We start from the raw sequence: 19451 nt of genomic DNA, 5'->3' as shown, positions 1-19451 counted from the left end.
TTATGTTTGGGGTTATTTCAAGAGCTCAGGAACAATTTATTTTATTTTTTGGTATTGAAAGTTTTCACTAGTCACTATTTCATCCTTATCTGTTACAATAAGAACTTCCAAGTCTTTTTTGTTATTAACATAATTCATAACCTCATTAGTATCCATTAAGAAGAATGCTGTTGAATACATATCTGCCATCAAACCATCTTCAGTTATAACAACAACTAACTTTTTATCCTTAACTGGATATCCTGTTGCTTTATCAAGTATATGGTGATATTTTTTCCCATCAATTTCAACATAAGTTTGATAATCTCCAGATACTCCCATACTTTTTCCATCTAAATCTACTACTCCTAAAATCTCAGATGGATTGTTTGGATTTTGAAGTCCAACTCTCCAAGGTTTATCTTGAGGTTTTGTTCCAATTGTATCTATACTGGAAATTGATGTTAAAAATCCACTCTTTATATTATTTGCTTCCATCTTTTGTCTGGCTTTACTAAGAGCATATCCCTTTAAAAATGAACCTGTATCTAGCATTTTTATAGGTTTTTCTAACCTCACATTATTACCTTCTATTTTAACCTTTTCAAAATTTACTTCTTCTAATGCATTCTTTATATCTTCATCTTTTGGAAGAGAACTCTCTCCCTCTTCTGTAAATCCCCAAAGATTTAACAAAGGGGAAATAGTCACGTCATATTTCCCCTTTGAAAGATTATAAATATATGTAAGTTGATTTAAAAGCATTATTCCCTCATCATCAAACTCAACTTCTTTGTTCTCAGCCTCATTTAATTTTGATACTAAGCTTCCTTCTACCTTACTGTTATATTGTCTATCTATTCTTTCTATCTCTTTAAAGGCCTCATTTATAGAAGTTTTAGCTAATTTTTCATCCTCGTCATAAGCAACAATTTTAATATAAGTTCCAAAGAAAAATTTCTCTTCCTCGATTTTCTTAATCTCTTTTTTTCCACAAGATAAGAAAAGTAGCATTATAGTAATTATTAGAGATAGTTTTTTTATCATGATATTATAGAATCTCCTCTTCTATTCCAAAAGTTAATTTATCTTCCATGATTTCTCTGAATGTTTTTCTAACATCAGTATCTTTTTTGTTAGCTTTAATAAGTAAAGGAGCACCCTTTCCAATATCTCTAGCTCTTTTTCCTGCAATTATAGTAAGAATATACTTGTTTGGTATTTTTTCTAAAAGTTCATCATAGTTTATATTTTTTTTCATATTCAATTCCTCCTAGTTTTTTGATTTAATTATGTTTATAAGATCTTCGCAAGATTTTTCTACTTCATAGTTTATAATAGTTGTATCATAATCTTTTTCATATTCTAATTCTTTTAAAGAGTTAGCAAGTCTAAGTTGAATAGTTTCCTCATTATCAGTTTTTCTTCCTCTTAGTCTTTTCTCTAAATCCTCACTAGTTGGAGTTTTAAAGAATATTAAATGAGCTTCTGGATAAACTGCTTTTACTTGAAGTCCACCTTGAACGTCAATTTCAAGTATAACATTTTCTCCTTTTAAAAGTCTTGCTTCTACTTCTGACTTTAAAGTTCCATAGTAATTTCCATGAACTGTTGCACACTCAAGAAAGTCACCATTTTCCATTTTTTTTAAGAACTCATCTTTTGGAAGGAAATAATAATCTCTTCCATTCAATTCTCCATCTCTAGGAGCTCTTGTCGTAGCAGATGTTGCTAAATTTATTCCTAGCATTTTTCTAACCAATCTGCAGATAGTAGATTTTCCAGCTCCACTTGGACCAGATACAATAAATAAATTTCCCTTGCTCATCTTATTCTCCTTTTTCTATTCTTGCAGCTATAGTTTCTGGGTTTATAGCTGACATTATAATGTGATTTGAATCTGTAATTATTAAAGTTTTTGTTTTTCTACCAGAACTAGCATCTATCAATCTATTTTGAGCTTTAGCTTCCTCTTTCAATCTTTTACTAGGTGCTGAGTCTGGACCAACTATAGCTATTATTCTTCCATCCATCACAATATTTCCAAATCCTATATTAACAGGCTTCACTATTATCACTTCCTACTCAATGTTTAAAGCTTGTTCTCTTATTTTTTCAATCTCATTTTTACAATCTACAACAAGTTTAGAAATTTCATATAGATTACATTTTACTCCAGTTGTATTTAACTCTCTAAATATTTCTTGAAGTATAAAATCTATTCTTTTTCCTATACTTTTGCTATTACTTTCTAGTTCCACTTTTAATTGTGTTAAATGACTATCAAGTCTTGAGATTTCTTCAGATATATCTGACTTATCTGTAAAAATAAGAATTTCTTTTAGAATATCTTCCTCTTTGAAGTTTATATCACTCTTCATTTTAGAAAGTCTATCTAACAGTTTCTCTTTATATGTTGAAACAACAATCTCTTTATATGCTTTAATCTCTTCAACTTTTACTTCCAAGAAAGCTAATCTTTCTTTAAAGTAAGTTCTCATTCTTTCACCCTCTAAAACTTTCATTTCAACAAAAGAATCTAAAAGTGTATGAAGATTTTGTAATATAAAATCATTGTATTCATTTTCATCAATTTCAACTTCATTTCTTTTTATTACATTTAAGTTTTTAACTAAAAGGTCTAGTTTATTACTAAATTTTTCTTTGAATTCTTCTTCCATAGAGTTAAGTATTTCCATATAAGAATTACTTAAATTTCTATCATATTCAAACAAGTTTTCTGTTTCTCTTTTATCTTCGAAATCTATTTTTAAATCTATTGTTCCTCTAGAAACTTTTGAGGCAACCTCTGTTCTAATTTTATTTTCTAAAAAATTCAGACTATATGGAACTTTAGTTTTTATATTCAAATTTTTGTTGTTAACACTTTTTATTTCAAAATTAATAGCAAATTTCTCATTTTGAAATACTAATTTAGCGTATCCTGTCATACTTCTCATTCAAAGACCATCCTTCTTAAGCATATATTAAAATAGGCGACAACTGTCGCCTACTTATTAGTCTTCTATTTCTACTGGTACTACATTTTTGTATGCAATATAACCAGTACCTGCTGGTATTTTCTTACCAATTATTACATTCTCTTTTAATCCTTCTAAGTAGTCTACTTTTCCTTCTATCGCTGCATTTGATAGAACTTTTGTAGTCTCTTGGAACGATGCTGCTGAGATAAAGCTTCCTGTATTAACGGCAGCTTTAGTTATACCTTGAATAACTGGCTCATACTTGATTTCTGCTTTTCCGATTTCTCTTAATTTAACATTTTCAAGTTCAATTATTCTCTTTTCAACAACTTCATCTTCTAGGAATAATGAAGCTCCTGAATCAACTATTCTAACTTTCTTAAACATCTGCTTAACGATTATCTCGATATGCTTATCGTTTACTGTAACCCCTTGGTCTCTATATACTTGCTGAACTGACTCTAGTATAAACTGCTCTGCTGCAACAAGTCCTTTGATGTTTAGAACGTCAAATGGAGATATAGCTCCCTCAGTTATTTTATCTCCAGCTTTTATAAGCATTCCATCTGTTACAACTAAATGCTCTCCAACTGGTGCTAAGTACTCTCTGTAATCATCAGAGTTAGTAATAGATCTGATTATGATTACTCTCATACCTTTTTTCTTTCTTCCAGTAACTTCTACCTTACCTTCTATCTCAGTAAGCATAGCTTTTCCTTTTGGATTTCTAGCTTCGAATAGCTCTTGAATTCTAGGAAGACCTCCGGTAATATCCTTCGTTCCCTCTCCTTCTTTGATTATCTTAGCTATGATTTGTCCAATTTTAACTTCTTCGCCTTCTCTTACCATTAGGTAAGCTCCGAATGGAATTGGATAACTTCCTATAGTGTTTCCTTCTGCATCAAAAACAACAACTCTTGGGTTAGTGTCTCCTGATTCAACTGGCTTTATAGCCATGTACTCAGTAACATCATACTTTTCGTCATAATTTTCTTTAACATAAAGTTCTCTATATTCAATTCTTCCATTTTGGTCAGCGATGATAGGGATGTGGTATGGATCGAAAGTTACAAGTACATCTCCAGCTTTCACTTCTTGTCCTTCTTCAACTTGAAGAACTGAACCTGAAGCTATTTCATAGTCATAGTTTCCTATGATTATTTTAGCTGATTGAGTAACAACTATTCTTTCGTCTGTAGAAGGATTATCTAGTATTTTAACCTCTTTAAATACAACCTTACCATTGTTCTCAGCTTTGATACTTCTTGCTGCAGCAGTTGCAGTCGCAACTCCTCCAGTATGGAAAGTTCTCATTGTAAGCTGTGTTCCTGGTTCTCCGATTGATTGAGCTGCAATAACTCCAACCGCTTCTCCAAGTAAGATTTCTTTATGGTTAGCTAGGTCCATTCCATAACATTTCTTACAAACTCCTTTTTCAAGGTCACATGTAAGAGGTGATCTAATCTTAACTTTTCTAATTCCAAGCTCATCTATTTTCTTTATAGCATCTTTGCTTATCATTTCGTTTCTAGAAGCAATTAATTCTCCTTCGAAAACTACATCTTCAGCAAGTACTCTACCTTTTAATCTTTCAGATAATGTCTCGATAACTTGTCCATCTGAAACTAGCTCTGCTACTTCGATTCCTTCATAAGTTCCACAATCTTCTGCATTTACGATAACCTCATGAGAGATATCAACTAGTCTTCTTGTTAGGTATCCTGAATCGGCAGTTCTTAGAGCTGTATCCGCTAGTCCTTTTCTTGCTCCATGTGAAGACATGAAGAACTCAAGAACTGTTAGTCCCTCTCTAAAGTTCGCTTTAATAGGTACCTCGATGATTCTACCTTGTGTATCGGCCATGTTTCCTCTCATAGCTGCTAGCTGTCTCATCTGTGCGATAGATCCTCTGGCTCCAGAGTTCGCCATCATATAAACTGGGTTAAATTGATCTAGTCCACCCATCATGGCTTGAGTTACTGCTTCAGTAGTCTCAGACCAAACTGCGATAGTCTTTCTATATCTTTCTTCGTTTATAATCTTACCAGATTTGTAGTCAGCATCTATTTCAGCTACTAATTTATCAGCAGCTTCTAGGATAGATTTCTTAGATTCTGGAATCTCAAGATCTTCTATTCCAACAGATACTCCAGCAAATGTTGCATAATGGTATCCGAAATCTTTAATGTCATTTATAAGTTCAGCTGTTCTAGCAAAACCATGCATTTCATAAAGTTTTCCTATTAAATCTTTAAGTTGCTTCTTACCGAATGTAACATCATATTTCTTGTTTTCATCAGGTAAAATATCATTAAACATTATTCTTCCAGGAGTAGTCGAAACCATTTCTCCATTGATTCTTACAGAAACAACAGCATGAGTATCTAATATTCCATTGTGATAAGCAGTTAGAACCTGTTCTTTATTAGAGAACATTTTTCCTTCTCCTTTAGCACCTGGTCTATCTTTAGTCATATAGAAACATCCCATAACCATATCCTGAGAAGGAACAGCTATTGGCTCTCCATTTGAAGGTGAGATAATGTTATTTGGAGCAAGCATAAGTAATTTAGCTTCCATTATAGCTTCTGGAGATAGCATTAAGTGAACTGCCATTTGGTCTCCATCAAAGTCAGCATTGAATGCAGAACATACTAGTGGGTGAAGTCTTATAGCTTTTCCCTCTATCAGAACTGGTTCGAACGCTTGAATTGAAAGTCTGTGTAGTGTTGGTGCTCTATTTAATAGAACTGGGTGATCTTGAATTACATCCTCAATTACATCCCATACTTTGTCATCTGCATCTTCAACTAATTTTTTAGCTGTTTTTATGTTACTAGCAAGTTCTCTCTTAACTAGTTCTCTCATAATAAATGGCTTGTAAAGCTCAAGTGCCATTTTCTTAGGGATTCCACATTGGTGCATTTTTAATGATGGTCCTACAACGATAACCGATCTCGCTGAATAGTCAACCCTTTTACCAAGAAGGTTTTGTCTAAATCTTCCTTGCTTACCTTTAAGCATATCTGATAGAGACTTCAGTTCTCTGTTGTTTTGAGCAACAACTGGTTTTCCTCTTCTTCCGTTATCTATAAGAGCATCTACTGCTTCTTGAAGCATTCTCTTTTCATTTTTAACAACGATTTCTGGAGCTCTTATTTCTAAAAGTTTCTTCAATCTGTTATTTCTGTTGATAACTCTTCTATATAAATCATTAAGGTCAGAAGTTGCAAATCTTCCTCCATCTAATTGAACCATTGGTCTTAAATCAGCTGGTATTACTGGAACATTTTTAAGTATCATCCACTCAGGAAGGTTATTAGAAGCAATAAAATCTCTAACGATTTTTAGTCTTTTAACAACTTTCTTTCTCTTTTGTGATGAGTTAACTTCCTCTAACTCTTTTTCTAATTCAACTCTTAATTCTTCTAGATTAATCTTTTGTAAAAGCTTAAGAATAGCTTCTGCACCCATTAGGGCTTCGAATTGCTTTCCATACATTTGCTTATAAAGCTTGTATTCTTTTTCTGTAAGAATTTTACATGGTTTTAAAGTTGGCTCTACGCTCTCAGTAACAACGTATCTAGCAAAGTATAGTACTGATTCTAATTCTTTTGGAGATAATCCAAGAATTAGAGACATTTTATTTGGAGTTCCTTTTGAATACCAAATATGAGAAACTGGAGCTGCTAAAGAAATATGTCCCATTCTTTCTCTTCTAACTTTAGATCTAGTTACTTCTACTCCACACTTTTCACAAACTAAACCTTTATATCTCATTCTCTTGTACTTTCCACAAGCACATTCCCAATCTTTTGTTGGTCCAAATATCTTTTCGCAGAAAAGACCATCCATTTCTGGATTTAAAGTTCTATAGTTAATAGTTTCTGGTTTTGTAACCTCACCGAACGACCACTCTTGGATTTTCTCGGGAGAAGCTAATCTGATTCTTATCTTCTCAAAACTTTTTATTCCCATATTAAATGCAAAGCCTCCTTAATTGAGATAAAGCTTTTATCTATCTTCATATTTTTTTTCTCTAGAATATTAGAGAAGGGTAGGCACCCATATGCCTACTACCTCGTCATTTTTATTCAAATTTAATTATTAGTCTTTTAGTTCTGATAAAGAGAACTCTGTTATTGTCTCCTCTTTACCTAGTTCTTCATTAACGTTGATTAACTCATTGTTAATGTCAAACAGTTCTACATCTAGTGCAAGAGCTTGGAACTCTTTTAATAGAACTTTGAATGATTCTGGTAAGTCAGCTTCTGGCATTTCCTCACCTTTTACGATTGCCTCGTAAGTTTTAGTTCTTCCTGTTACGTCATCTGACTTAACTGTTAACATTTCCTGAAGTATGTTTGAAGCTCCATATGCTTCTAGTGCCCAAACCTCCATCTCTCCAAGTCTTTGTCCACCGAACTGTGCTTTTCCTCCAAGAGGTTGTTGAGTAACTAATGAGTAAGGTCCAATCGCTCTAGCATGCATCTTATCCTCAACAAGGTGATGAAGTTTAAGCATATACATTCTTCCAACTGTTACTGGATTGTCAAACTTATCTCCAGTTCTTCCATCAAATAGAGTTACTTTTCCTTTTCTTGGATATCCAGCTTTCTCTAGGTAATCCTTAACTTGCTCCTCTGTTCCACCATCGAATACAGGAGTTGCAATGTAAGTTCCACCATCAAGTTTACCCATGGCCATTCCTAAGTGAACCTCAAGAACCTGACCAATGTTCATACGTGAAGGAACTCCCAGTGGGTTGATTACTACGTCTAGGTGAGTTCCATCTGCTAAGAATGGCATATCCTCAGCCGGTAATACTCTAGAAACAACACCTTTGTTTCCATGTCTACCTGACATTTTATCTCCAACTGTTATTTTTCTCTTCTCTGCAACGAACACTCTAATTACTTTATTTACTCCAGCTTTTAACTCGTCTCCGTTTTCTCTAGAAAGCTCAAGAACTTCAACAACAGTTCCTTTTGATCCGTGAGGCATCTTAAGAGATGTGTCTCTTACGTCTCTTGCTTTCTCTCCGAAGATTGCTCTTAGAAGTTTCTCTTCTGCTGGTGGCTCAGTTTCTCCCTTAGGAGCTGTTTTACCAACTAGGATATCTCCTGGTCCAACTTCAGATCCAACTACAATAACTCCAGTAGAGTCAAGATTTCTTAGTGCTTCTTCCGAAACATTTGGAATCTCTCTAGTAATTTCTTCGTCTCCAAGCTTAGTGTTTCTAGCTTCTATTTCATATTCTTCTATATGTATAGATGTAAATACGTCTTCTTTTCTTAATCTATCAGAAATTAGGATCGCATCCTCATAGTTATACCCTTCCCAAGGCATGAATGCCATAAGAATATTTCTTCCAAGTGCAAGATCTCCACCTCTTGTAGCTGGTCCATCAGCAATAACTTGCCCTGAAACAACTTCTTGTCCTAAATCTACAAGTGGCTTTTGGTGTAGACACATAGCTTGGTTAGATCTTTCGAAGTTAAGAAGTCTGTAGTTATACTCTTTTCCTTCTAAATCTTCAATAACTATTTTCTTAGCATCAACATAAATAACTTTACCGTCTGTCTTAGAAACTAAAACAGCTCCTGAATCTACTGCAACCTTTCTCTCAAGTCCTGTTCCTATGTAAGGAGCTTCTGTTCTTAAAAGTGGTACAGCTTGTCTTTGCATGTTAGATCCCATTAGGGCTCTGTTCGCATCGTCATGCTCAAGGAATGGTATTAGTCCTGCTGAAACTGATACAACCTGTTTTGGAGAAACGTCTAGGAAATCTACTTTTTCTCCAGAAATGCTTACTATCTCATGTCCAAATCTACAAACAACATCTCCAAGAAGTTCTCCATTGTCAGCAAGCTTAGTATCGGCCTGTGCTATGAATAATCCTTCTTCTTCGTCTGCTGCTAAGTATTGTATTTGATCTAGCTTAGCTACTCCATCTTCTACTTTTATGTATGGAGTTTCTATGAATCCATACTTATTAACTTTTGCATATATTGCAAGAGATCCAATAAGACCGATGTTTGGTCCCTCAGGAGTTTCTATTGGACAAATTCTTCCGTAATGAGAGTCATGAACGTCTCTTACCTCGAATCCTGCTCTTTCTCTCGAAAGTCCTCCAGGTCCTAGGGCTGATATTCTTCTTTTATGTGTAAGTTCTGCAAGTGGATTAGACTGATCCATGAACTGCGAAAGCTGTCCAGAACCAAAGAAATCTAAAATTAGAGCATTTAATGGTCTAGTATTTAATAACGATTGCGGTGTCAGAGTTTCTGCATCCTGAACAGTCATTTTTTCCTTTACCATTTTACCCATTTTAGAAAGTCCTGCTTTAATTTGCATTAACAGAAGTTCTCCAACTCCTCTAACTCTTCTGTTAGATAGGTTATCGATGTCATCTGTATGTCCTGTTCCATTATGTAGTGATATTACATATTTTATAGTCGCTAAAACGTCTTCTCTAGTTAAAAGGATATCGTCATCTGCAACATTTAATTTTAATCTTTTGTTCATTTTGTATCTTCCAACTGGCTCAAGATCATATCTTTGAGGGTTGAAGAACATTTGTTTGATAAGAGATCTAGCTGAATCTATAGTTACTAAATCACCTGGTCTTAACTTTTTAAATACTTCAGTTACAGCTTCTTCTTTGCTCTCTCCTGAATCACCTAAAAGCGTGTTTGCTAGAAGTTTATCTTCTGGCTTAACTTCCCAGTATGTTACTGTAGAGATTTTAAAGTCAATTAACTTAAGAATTAGAGCTTCGTCTATCACTTGTTTAGATTCTGCAATTATTTCTCCAGTTTCTTCGTCGTAGATATCCTCTTTAACGAAACTTCCTTCAAATTTTGTTCTAAGAACGCTTACTAGCTCTTCTCTATTTTTGTATCTGTCATAATACTTGTTTAAGTCAAGTTCTTTTACTGATAAAAATTCATTCATTATTTCTTCATTATCACTGAAGAAATCAACAGCTTTTAAGAATACAGTAGCCAGTACTTTCTTCTTTCTGTCAATTTTAACACTTAAGAAATCATTCTTATCTGTTTCAAATTCAAGCCAAGTTCCTTTGTAAGGAATAATTTTTCCTGAGAATAAGTCTTTTCCTGTCTGAATATTCACTTCTTTATTGAATGATACTCCTGGAGATCTGTGCAACTGTGATACTACTACTCTTTCTGCTCCATTTATTATGAAAGTTCCTCTTTCTGTCATCATCGGAACTTCTCCGAAATAAACTAAAGATTCCTGTATCTCATTTCCACTCTTCTTATTGATAAGTCTTAATCTTACCTTTAAAGAAGCCGAATATGTTTTCCCTCTTTTTTTACATTCAAGCTCATCATTCAATGGAGCTTCTGCCTCATGTAGTTCGTAAGAAACATACTCTAGTTTTATATCTCCATTTGAAGATTCAATAGGGAATATTTCTCTAAAAGCTGATTCTAGCCCTCTATCTTTTCTGTTTAGTGGAGCTTCCTTTGCTTGTAGAAAATCTTCATAGGAATCCAGTTGGAACTCTAGGAAATGAGGCATTGTACCTCTTTCTTTGATTCTTCCGAAATTCAATCTTTCAACGAGTTTCCCCATCAATTCACACCCCTTATAATTCTTTAATGGTCAATACTTAACCTTTTGAAAATAAAAAGGCAAAATCTATTTTCAAAAGACTAAGTATTAACTTTTTATTATTAATATATTTTTATAATGAGTAAAAAGGCACTCCATGAAGAGTGCCTATTTTTTTTAATTTTAGTATACCAAGAAGTTATTACTTAACCTCTACTGTAGCTCCAGCTTCAGTTAATTTAGCTTTTATTGCTTCAGCTTCGTCTTTAGCAATAGCTTCCTTTATTTTTCCACCGTTATCTACTACTTCTTTAGCTTCTTTTAGTCCTAATCCAGTAATAGCTCTTACTTCTTTAATTACAGCTATTTTGTTTGGTCCTGCAGCAGTTAAAACTACGTCAAACTCAGTTTTCTCCTCAACTGCAGCTACCTCTGAAGATGCAACTGCAACTGGTGCAGCAGCAGTAACACCGAAGTGCTCCTCTAAAGCTTCTACTAACTCTTTTAATTCTAATACAGTCATAGCTTCTAATTCAGCTATAAATTGATCTTTATTGAATGCCATTTTATTTCCTCCTTGTAATATTCCGAATTTTTTCGAATAATCTTTTTTTATTAATCAACAATTTTTTTCTTATTAAGAAAATTACTCAGCTGCAGCTTCTTTCTTATCAGCTATTGCAACAGTTGCATAAGCAAGCTTTCTGATTGGTCCAAGCATTGAGTTTAGTACCATAGATAGAAGTTGATCTCTCGATGGAAGTTTAGCAAGAGCCTCTACTTGATTAGCTTCTACTCTCTTTCCAGTTACAAGTCCACCTTTTATTTTGAATACTTCTTGCTTAGATTTTAACTTAGCTTTTGATAGTTCGAAAACAACTTTTGCTGGAGTTACAGCGTCCGCATATCCAAATGCAAATGCAGTAGTTCCTTCTAGTAAATCGTCAAATTTATCTGCTATCCCAGCTTCAGCCAAAGCTATCTTGAACAGTCTGTTCTTAGCAACTAGATACTCAGCTCCATTTTCTCTCATTTCTTTTCTTAACGCAGTCTCTTCATTAACTCTAAGACCTTGATAATCAACAAGTATTATAGATTGAGCTTTAGAAATTTTTTCAACTAACTCAGCTACAAGTTCTTTTTTTAATTGAGTTGCCATTATTGATTCACCTCCTCTTTTCAACTTAAAAATTACCTCCGGTCCAAAGAATTGGAACGGAGGTTTCTGTTACTACTCTAATGAGGCTAGCGAATACCTTCTTCCAACCTCGGTAGGGTATTTAAAGCCTAGGCCACCTACGGTCTTTGGTTTGGATCTATATTTAATTATTTATCCAACTTTTTTATGTAAAAACGTTATTACGCGTTCTTAGCAACTAATACTGGGTCCATTTTGATTCCTGGTCCCATTGTTAATGAAACTGCTACAGTTCTTAGGTATTGTCCTTTAGAAGCTGAAGGTTTGATTCTTACAATTTCATTGATGAATGCTGAGAAGTTCTCTAATAGAGCTTCTTCAGAGAAATCTGCTTTACCGATTGGTACGTGAATTGATCCTAATTTGTCAACTCTGAAAGCAAGCTTTCCTTTCTTGAACTCAGATACTGCTGAAGCGATATCTGGAGTAACTGTTCCTGACTTAGGGTTAGGCATTAATCCTTTTGTTCCAAGAACTTTTCCTAATCTTCCTAATTTAGGCATCATGTCTGGAGTTGCGATTACTAAATCGAAATCGAACCATCCTTGTTGAATTTTCTCTATGTACTCTTCAGCACCTGCATAATCAGCACCTGCTGCTAAAGCTTTCTCTACGTTAGCTCCTTGAGTTATAGCAAGAATTTTTACAGTCTTTCCAGTTCCGTTTGGAAGTACAACTGTACCTCTAACTTGTTGGTCAGCATGTCTAGGATCTACTCCTAATCTTAATGCTACTTCTACAGTTTCAGTAAATTTAGCAGTTCTTGTTTTTCTAACAAGTTCTACAGCTTCCTTTACGTCATATAACTTACCGTTCTCAACTAATTTAGCTATTTCTAGGTATTTTTTACCTCTTTTGTTTGCCATTGAAAATTTCCTCCTTTTGTGGTTAAGCGGATTTTAATCCTACCACTTATTAATTCCCTCTATAATAAGAATGGACTATTTAATTAGTCAGCTATTTTAATTCCCATTGATCTTGCTGATCCTGCAATGATGTTCATAGCAGCTTCTACAGATCCTGCGTTTAAGTCAGGCATCTTAGTTTCAGCAATTTCTCTTAATTTAGCAGAGTTTATTGTTGCTACAACTTCTTTCTTAGAGTTCTTAGCTCCAGATTGAATTCCAGCAGCTTTCTTTAATAAATCTGATGCTGGTGGAGTTTTTAGTACGAATGTGAAAGATCTGTCGTTGTAAACAGAGATTTCAACTGGAATGATCCATCCCGCTTTATCTTGAGTTTTTGCGTTGAACGCCTTACAAAACTCCATTATGTTAACTCCATGTTGTCCTAGTGCTGGTCCAACTGGTGGAGCTGGATTAGCTTTACCTGCTGGTAATTGTAGCTTTATTAATTTAATTACTTCTTTTGCCATTGTTAAGTACACCTCCATAAAATATGTGGTAATGATTGTAACAATCTCCCACTGGCCAGATTTAAATAAATCTAAGCCTTTTCAACAGCGTTAAAATCTACTTCGATTGGAGTCATTCTTCCAAACATTTCAATCATAACTTTCGCTTTTCTATGTTCCATATCGATTTCAGCTACTTTTCCTTCTTGGTCAGCGAATCCACCATCTAGAAGTTTAACGTAGTCTCCTACTTCAAAGTCGATTTTCACAACTTCTTTTATAGCTTTATCTTCATTAAAATCATTAAGTCCAATAACATCGAAAATATTTTCAACTTCCTCTTCTTCCATCGGAATTGGATCAGAACCTACTCCTACGAATCCTGTTACACCATTTGTATTTCTAATAATATACCAAGCATCAGAATCAACTCTAAAATTAATTCCTTCTGAACTTTCCTCTTTCGTTGCTATCATTTCAAGCATAACGTATCCAGGGAAAAGTTTTCTTGTAACAGCCTTCTTTTTTCCTCTTCTGATTTCAATACTTTCTTCTTCAGGAACTAAGATTCTAGTAACAATATCTCCCATACCTAGAGTCTCTATCTTTTGCTCTAGATCTGTTTTTACTTTCTTTTCATACCCCGAATAGGTATGTATCATAAACCATTTTTTAACTAAGGTTTTTTCCATCTTATCCTCCAAAGAGAGATACAAGCATCTTTATAAGTCTTGAAGCAGCCAAGTCGAAAACTCCTAAATATATTCCTAAAAATATACTCATTACTACAACCCAAAGAGTCGCAGTTATAACTTCATTTTTTCCAGGCCATTGAACCTTGGAATATTCCATTCTAACATTTTTTAACATTCCCATAGTTGCACCACCTATATTTTTTTATTGTTTGTAAAAAAAAATGGCAGGTCAAGAGGGAATCGAACCCCCAACCCTCGGTTTTGGAGACCGATGCTCTGCCAATTGAGCCATTGACCTGCATGTTGCAAACTTTTTTTAGCTAAAAATTACTTTTTAGTTTCTTTATGTAATGTTACTTTTTTGTCCCACTTACAGTATTTATTTAATTCTAATCTTTCAGTAGTGTTCTTCTTATTCTTTGAAGTACTGTAGTTTCTTCTCTTACACTCTGTACACTCTAATTGAATATTTACTCTCAATTCTTACACCTCCACTCATCTAACGGATATTTAAAATCCTCCCATATGAAACCATATGGTAACATAGAGTTTCCTTTTTCGCTTTTCTAAGACATAGATGATAATATCACTTTTTTTTAATTTTGTCAATAAAATAATTACTTTTTTTAAAAAATAAAAAAAGATTGGCAACTACTTATCCTCCCAGGGGGCTGCCCCCCAAGTACTTTCAGCGTATATGAGCTTAACTTCCAGGTTCGAAATGTTACTGGGTGTACCCTCATAGCTATCGTTGCCAATCAATATTCAAATGTATTTGAACACTTGAAACTATATAGTAGTTGAGATTTATTAGGTTAAAACTTCGACATATTAGTATTGGTCAGCTAAAAGTATCGCTACTCTTACACCCCCAACCTATCAACCTCCTAGTCTCGAAGGTGTCTTAAAGAATACTTATCTTGAAGTCAGTTTCCCGCTTAGATGCTTTCAGCGGTTATCTGTTCCAAACGTGACTACCCAGCTGTGCCACTGGCGTGACAACTGGTACATCAGAGGTTTGTCCATCCCGGTCCTCTCGTACTAAGGACAGATCTTCTCAATATTCTAACGCCTACAGTGGATAGGGACCGAACTGTCTCACGACGTTCTGAACCCAGCTCACGTACCGCTTTAATGGGCGAACAGCCCAACCCTTGGGACCTTCTCCAGCCCCAGGATGCGATGAGCCGACATCGAGGTGCCAAACTCTACCGTCGATATGGACTCTCGGGTAGAATCAGCCTGTTATCCCCAGGGTAGCTTTTATCCGTTGAGCGACGACCCTTCCATTCGGAATCGCCGGATCACTATGTCCTGCTTTCGCACCTGCTCGACCCGTCAGTCTCGCAGTTAAGCTCCCTTCTGCCATTGCACTCTCCGGTTGATTTCCATCCAACCTGAGGGAACCTTTGAACGCCTCCGTTACTCTTTCGGAGGCGACCGCCCCAGTCAAACTGCCCACCTAGCACTGTCTCCGAGGGTACAAACCTCAGATTAGAATTTCGATGTAGTATGGTTGGTATTCCACCGTTGACTCCGCGTAATCTAGCGACCACGCATCATAGTCTCCCAACTATCCTATACATACGACACCAAAACCCAATACCAAGCTACAGTAAAGCTCCATGGGGTCTTTCCGTCCTACTGCAGGTAATCGGTATCTTCACCGATAATACAATTTCACCAGGCCTCCCGTCAAGACAGCTCTCAGATCGTTACACCATTCGTGCAGGTCGGAACTTACCCGACAAGGAATTTCGCTACCTTAGGACCGTTATAGTTACGGCCGCCGTTCACCGGGGCTTCAATTCGGAGCTCTCACTCCTCCTCTTAACCTTCCGGCACTGGGCAGGTGTCAGCCCATATACATCGCCTTACAGCTTAGCATAGACCTGTGTTTTTGTTAAACAGTCGCCTGAGACTCTTCACTGCGGCCTCTCACAGCTTTGCGACGCGTGTTCGCTGACCATGAAAGGCACCCCTTCTCCCGAAGTTACGGGGCAATTTTGCAGAGTTCCTTAACGAGAGTTAGCCTGTCCGCCTTAGATTTCTCATCCTGACCACCTGTGTCGGTTTGGGGTACGGGCACTAATATCTTTAAACGCTTAGAAGCTTTTCTCGGCAGTGTGGTATTTGCACCTTCATCTTACGACTCCGTATCACGCCTCAGATCTAGTCTCGCGGATTTTCCTACGAGACCACCCTACACGCTTACACTGGCACTTCCGTTCGCCAGCGTGCATAACCTCCTGCGTCCCTCCATCACTCAATATCAGTGGCACAGAAATATTAATCTGTTTTCCATTCGCCTACGCATTATAGCCTCGGCTTAGGACCCGGCTTACCCAGGGAAGACAAACTTTACCCTGGAACCCTTGGTCTTCCGGCGTGGGAGATTCTCGCTCCCATTCTCGCTACTTATTCCTGCATTCTCACTTCTGATACCTCCAGAGTCGCTTACGCTTCTCCTTCAACGGCCTACAGAACGCTCTCCTACCAATTGCTTACGCAATTCCACAGCTTCGGTTTATAACTTAGCCCCGTTACATTGTCGGCGCAGAGACTCTCGACCAGTGAGCTATTACGCACTCTTTAAAGGTATGGCTGCTTCTAAGCCAACCTCCTGGTTGTTTGTGAATCTCCACCTCCTTTCCCACTTAGTTATAATTAGGGACCTTAGCTGGTGGTCTGGGTTGTTTCCCTTTTGACCATGGAAGTTAATTCCCATAGTCTCACTCCTGAGCTCTTAAATTATGGTATTCGGAGTTTGATTGATTTCGGTAAGCAATATGCCCCCTAGATCATTCAGTGCTCTACCCCCATAATTGAACACTCAAGGCTGCACCTAAATGCATTTCGGAGAGAACGAGCTATCTCCTGGTTCGATTGGCTTTTCACCCCTAAACCTACCTCATCTCCCAACTTTTCAACGGCGGTGAGTTCGGGCCTCCACTGTGTCTTACCACAGCTTCACCCTGGACAGGCTTAGATCACCAGGTTTCGCGTCTACGCCCAGCGACTATGTCGCCCTATTCAGACTCGGTTTCCCTTCGGCTCCGTTAAACTTAACCTTGCCACTGAACGTAACTCGCAGGATCATTCTCCAAAAGGCACGCCATCACCCCGAAGGGCTCTGACCGCTTGTAAGCACATGATTTCAGGTTCTATTTCACTCCCCTCCCGGGGTTCTTTTCACCTTTCCCTCACGGTACTATGCGCTATCGGTTAGTAAGAGTATTTAGCCTTACGAGATATGGTCCTCGCTGATTCACACAGAATTCCTCGTGTTCCGTGCTACTTGGGATTAGTTACGCATTTGAAACAGGTTACCTGTACGGGGCTATCACCCTCTACGGCGAACTTTTCCAAGTTCTTCCAGTTCGGTGTTTCAAAATGCTGAAAGCTTTACAGACTTTCTAGAGACTATCCCGCTACCCCATATACACAACGGCTGTAACCTTGACATGTATATGGTTTAGGCTCACCCCCGTTCGCTCGCCGCTACTTAGGGGATCGTTTTTACTTTCTTTTCCTCGCGTTACTTAGATGTTTCAGTTCACGCGGTTCCCTCTTTCGTGCTAAGACTCCATCTTAGCAGATTTCTCCATTCGGAAATCCTAGAATCAATGTTCGATTGCAACTCCTCTAGGCTTATCGCAGCTTACCACGTCCTTCATCGGCTCTTACTACCAAGGCATCCTTCATGTGCCCTTAATATCTTAACCTATTTTTATTTGACAGACTAACTACTCAAAGATTATTTGAATTGTTAGTTATTTGTTAATTATTCTCTCAATATCTACTATATAGTTTCCAATGTCCAAAATGATAATGTATGGTGGAGATAAGCGGAGTCGAACCGCTGACCTACGCAGTGCAAGTGCGTTGCTCTCCCAACTGAGCTATATCCCCGTATGGTGCGTTTGAGTGGACTCGAACCACCGACCTCACGCTTATCAGGCGTGTGCTCTAACCACCTGAGCTACAAACGCATCGAAGAACACTATCAATCGAATAGAGAAGATGTTGTCTCCTTAGAAAGGAGGTGATCCATCCGCACGTTCCCGTACGGATACCTTGTTACGACTTCACCCCAATCGCTAATCACACCTTAGGAACATCCCTCCCTTACGGGTTAGGCCTGCCACTTCAGGTGCAACCAACTCTCGTGGTGTGACGGGCGGTGTGTACAAGACCCGAGAACGTATTCACCGCAACATAGCTGATTTGCGATTACTAGCGATTCCAACTTCATGTACTCGAGTTGCAGAGTACAATCCGAACTAAGAACAGCTTTAAGAGATTAGCTCACCCTCGCGGGTTGGCGACTCTCTGTACTGCCCATTGTAGCACGTGTGTAGCCCAGCGTATAAGGGGCATGATGACTTGACGTCATCCCCACCTTCCTCCTGCTCGTCGCAGGCAGTATCGCATGAGTGCTCAACTTAATGGTAGCAACATACAAAAGGGGTTGCGCTCGTTGCGGGACTTAACCCAACATCTCACGACACGAGCTGACGACAGCCATGCACCACCTGTCACCAAGTTCCGGCAAGCCGGCACATCTCCATCTCTGGAAACTTCTTGGGATGTCAAACGCTGGTAAGGTTCCTCGCGTTGCGTCGAATTAAACCACATGCTCCACCGCTTGTGCGGGTCCCCGTCAATTCCTTTGAGTTTCATACTTGCGTACGTACTCCCCAGGCGGATCACTTATCGCGTTAGCTTGGGCGCTGAGGTTCGACCCCCAACACCTAGTGATCATCGTTTACGGCGTGGACTACCAGGGTATCTAATCCTGTTTGCTCCCCACGCTTTCGCGCTTCAGCGTCAGTATCTGTCCAGTGAGCTGACTTCTCTATCGGCATTCCTACAAATATCTACGAATTTCACCTCTACACTTGTAGTTCCGCCCACCTCTCCAGTACTCTAGACTAGCAGTTTCCAACGCAATACGGAGTTGAGCCCCGCATTTTAACATCAGACTTACTAATCCGCCTAGACGCGCTTTACGCCCAATAAATCCGGATAACGCTTGCGACATACGTATTACCGCGGCTGCTGGCACGTATTTAGCCGTCGCTTCTTCTGTTGGTACCGTCATTTTTTTCTTCCCAACTGAAAGCACTTTACGATCCTAAAACCTTCATCGTGCACACAGAATTGCTGGATCAGGCTTGTGGCCCATTGTCCAATATTCCCCACTGCTGCCTCCCGTAGGAGTAAGGGCCGTGTCTCAGTCCCCTTGTGGCCGTTCACCCTCTCAGGCCGGCTATCCATCGTCGCCTTGGTGGGCCATTACCCCACCAACTAGCTAATGGAACGCAAAGTTCTCTTCTAGCGCATATAGCTTTCATAAGAATCCCATGCGAGAAACTCATAATATCCGGTATTAGCTGTCGTTTCCAACAGTTGTCCCAGACTAAAAGGCAAATTCTTTACGCGTTACTCACCCGTCCGCCACTTTCCATTCCGAAGAACTTCAAGTCGACTTGCATGTGTTAAGCATTCTGTCAGCGTTCATCCTGAGCCAGGATCAAACTCTTCATTCAAATATATTTTTAAAGTCTTACGACTTAATGTACACCATTTAATGGTTGTTATTGCATAACTTTTGACTATCTTCTCTATTCGGTTGCTAATGTCCTTATATGTTT

14 protein-coding genes, 3 tRNA genes, 3 rRNA genes and 1 other annotated feature are annotated in these 19451 nt (G+C 37.8%); all 20 genes read right to left on the bottom strand.

All coding sequences use genetic code 11. The features are described 5' to 3' along the window. Positions 1–36: 36 nt before the first annotated feature. A complete protein-coding gene (locus H3N56_RS07465) occupies positions 37–1026 on the bottom strand; it encodes an FAD:protein FMN transferase (RefSeq protein ID WP_185880581.1) in 990 nt (329 codons plus the stop codon). 4 nt (positions 1027–1030) lie between these two features. Continuing rightward, on the bottom strand, positions 1031–1240 hold the full coding sequence (rpoZ, locus tag H3N56_RS07460; RefSeq protein WP_185880580.1) for a DNA-directed RNA polymerase subunit omega: 210 nt from the start codon (positions 1238–1240) through the stop codon (positions 1031–1033). 12 nt (positions 1241–1252) lie between these two features. Further along, positions 1253–1807 carry a guanylate kinase gene (gmk, locus tag H3N56_RS07455; RefSeq protein ID WP_185880579.1) on the bottom strand — a complete coding sequence of 185 codons (555 nt, stop codon included), beginning with the start codon at positions 1805–1807 and terminating at the stop codon, positions 1253–1255. A gap of 1 nt (position 1808) precedes the next feature. Then, positions 1809–2054, bottom strand: a complete 246-nt coding sequence (locus H3N56_RS07450; protein ID WP_370521070.1) for an extracellular matrix/biofilm biosynthesis regulator RemA family protein — start codon at positions 2052–2054, stop codon at positions 1809–1811. Between the two features lie 6 nt (positions 2055–2060). Continuing rightward, a complete protein-coding gene (locus H3N56_RS07445; RefSeq protein ID WP_185880578.1) occupies positions 2061–2939 on the bottom strand; it encodes a YicC/YloC family endoribonuclease in 879 nt (292 codons plus the stop codon). Positions 2940–2996: 57 nt separating this feature from the next. Continuing rightward, positions 2997–6941 (bottom strand): DNA-directed RNA polymerase subunit beta', encoded by a 3945-nt coding sequence (gene rpoC, locus H3N56_RS07440; protein ID WP_185880577.1) that lies wholly within the window; start codon positions 6939–6941, stop codon positions 2997–2999. Positions 6942–7070: 129 nt separating this feature from the next. Then, complete coding sequence (gene rpoB / locus H3N56_RS07435; protein WP_185880576.1) at positions 7071–10568, bottom strand: DNA-directed RNA polymerase subunit beta; 3498 nt, start codon at positions 10566–10568, stop codon at positions 7071–7073. A gap of 181 nt (positions 10569–10749) precedes the next feature. Further along, positions 10750–11112, bottom strand: a complete 363-nt coding sequence (gene rplL / locus H3N56_RS07430) for a 50S ribosomal protein L7/L12 (protein ID WP_185880575.1) — start codon at positions 11110–11112, stop codon at positions 10750–10752. Between the two features lie 81 nt (positions 11113–11193). Next, a complete protein-coding gene (gene rplJ / locus H3N56_RS07425; protein WP_185880574.1) occupies positions 11194–11706 on the bottom strand; it encodes a 50S ribosomal protein L10 in 513 nt (170 codons plus the stop codon). A gap of 20 nt (positions 11707–11726) precedes the next feature. Then, positions 11727–11874 (bottom strand) — a sequence feature (ribosomal protein L10 leader region). Positions 11875–11906: 32 nt separating this feature from the next. Then, positions 11907–12611: a 50S ribosomal protein L1 gene (gene rplA / locus H3N56_RS07420; protein WP_185880573.1), complete on the bottom strand. Its 705-nt coding sequence runs from the start codon at positions 12609–12611 to the stop codon at positions 11907–11909. 83 nt (positions 12612–12694) lie between these two features. Continuing rightward, complete coding sequence (rplK, locus tag H3N56_RS07415; protein WP_185880572.1) at positions 12695–13120, bottom strand: 50S ribosomal protein L11; 426 nt, start codon at positions 13118–13120, stop codon at positions 12695–12697. A 71-nt stretch (positions 13121–13191) separates the two neighbouring features. Beyond that, complete coding sequence (gene nusG / locus H3N56_RS07410) at positions 13192–13791, bottom strand: transcription termination/antitermination protein NusG (RefSeq protein ID WP_185880571.1); 600 nt, start codon at positions 13789–13791, stop codon at positions 13192–13194. Between the two features lies 1 nt (position 13792). Continuing rightward, on the bottom strand, positions 13793–13975 hold the full coding sequence (gene secE / locus H3N56_RS07405) for a preprotein translocase subunit SecE (RefSeq protein WP_185880570.1): 183 nt from the start codon (positions 13973–13975) through the stop codon (positions 13793–13795). Between the two features lie 41 nt (positions 13976–14016). Beyond that, a tRNA-Trp gene (locus tag H3N56_RS07400) sits at positions 14017–14092 on the bottom strand. A gap of 29 nt (positions 14093–14121) precedes the next feature. Beyond that, positions 14122–14274, bottom strand: a complete 153-nt coding sequence (gene rpmG / locus H3N56_RS07395; protein ID WP_023051526.1) for a 50S ribosomal protein L33 — start codon at positions 14272–14274, stop codon at positions 14122–14124. 162 nt (positions 14275–14436) lie between these two features. Continuing rightward, a 5S ribosomal RNA gene (gene rrf, locus H3N56_RS07390) occupies positions 14437–14553 on the bottom strand. A gap of 52 nt (positions 14554–14605) precedes the next feature. Further along, positions 14606–17519 (bottom strand): 23S ribosomal RNA (locus tag H3N56_RS07385). A 111-nt stretch (positions 17520–17630) separates the two neighbouring features. After that, positions 17631–17706, bottom strand: a tRNA-Ala gene (locus tag H3N56_RS07380). Positions 17707–17709: 3 nt separating this feature from the next. Further along, positions 17710–17786, bottom strand: a tRNA-Ile gene (locus H3N56_RS07375). 46 nt (positions 17787–17832) lie between these two features. After that, positions 17833–19346 (bottom strand): 16S ribosomal RNA (locus tag H3N56_RS07370). Together the 16S, 23S and 5S rRNA genes with 2 tRNA genes alongside form the textbook arrangement of a ribosomal RNA operon. Positions 19347–19451: the final 105 nt, after the last annotated feature.

Source organism: Cetobacterium sp. 2A (genome assembly GCF_014250685.1).
In the GTDB taxonomy this organism is placed as follows: domain Bacteria; phylum Fusobacteriota; class Fusobacteriia; order Fusobacteriales; family Fusobacteriaceae; genus Cetobacterium.
Note: the sequence above shows the minus strand (reverse complement) of the source record. Positions and strands in the feature narration are given on the sequence as shown.

What these genes read in the sequence shown, in the direction of transcription:
- H3N56_RS07465 (WP_185880581.1), bottom strand. Translation starts at nt 1,026, where the DNA reads ATGATAAAAAAACTATCTCTAATAATTACTATAATGCTACTTTTCTTA.
- rpoZ (WP_185880580.1), bottom strand. Translation starts at nt 1,240, where the DNA reads ATGAAAAAAAATATAAACTATGATGAACTTTTAGAAAAAATACCAAAC.
- gmk (WP_185880579.1), bottom strand. Translation starts at nt 1,807, where the DNA reads ATGAGCAAGGGAAATTTATTTATTGTATCTGGTCCAAGTGGAGCTGGA.
- H3N56_RS07445 (WP_185880578.1), bottom strand. Translation starts at nt 2,939, where the DNA reads ATGAGAAGTATGACAGGATACGCTAAATTAGTATTTCAAAATGAGAAA.
- rpoC (WP_185880577.1), bottom strand. Translation starts at nt 6,941, where the DNA reads ATGGGAATAAAAAGTTTTGAGAAGATAAGAATCAGATTAGCTTCTCCC.
- rpoB (WP_185880576.1), bottom strand. Translation starts at nt 10,568, where the DNA reads ATGGGGAAACTCGTTGAAAGATTGAATTTCGGAAGAATCAAAGAAAGA.
- rplL (WP_185880575.1), bottom strand. Translation starts at nt 11,112, where the DNA reads ATGGCATTCAATAAAGATCAATTTATAGCTGAATTAGAAGCTATGACT.
- rplJ (WP_185880574.1), bottom strand. Translation starts at nt 11,706, where the DNA reads ATGGCAACTCAATTAAAAAAAGAACTTGTAGCTGAGTTAGTTGAAAAA.
- rplA (WP_185880573.1), bottom strand. Translation starts at nt 12,611, where the DNA reads ATGGCAAACAAAAGAGGTAAAAAATACCTAGAAATAGCTAAATTAGTT.
- rplK (WP_185880572.1), bottom strand. Translation starts at nt 13,120, where the DNA reads ATGGCAAAAGAAGTAATTAAATTAATAAAGCTACAATTACCAGCAGGT.
- nusG (WP_185880571.1), bottom strand. Translation starts at nt 13,791, where the DNA reads ATGGAAAAAACCTTAGTTAAAAAATGGTTTATGATACATACCTATTCG.
- secE (WP_185880570.1), bottom strand. Translation starts at nt 13,975, where the DNA reads ATGGGAATGTTAAAAAATGTTAGAATGGAATATTCCAAGGTTCAATGG.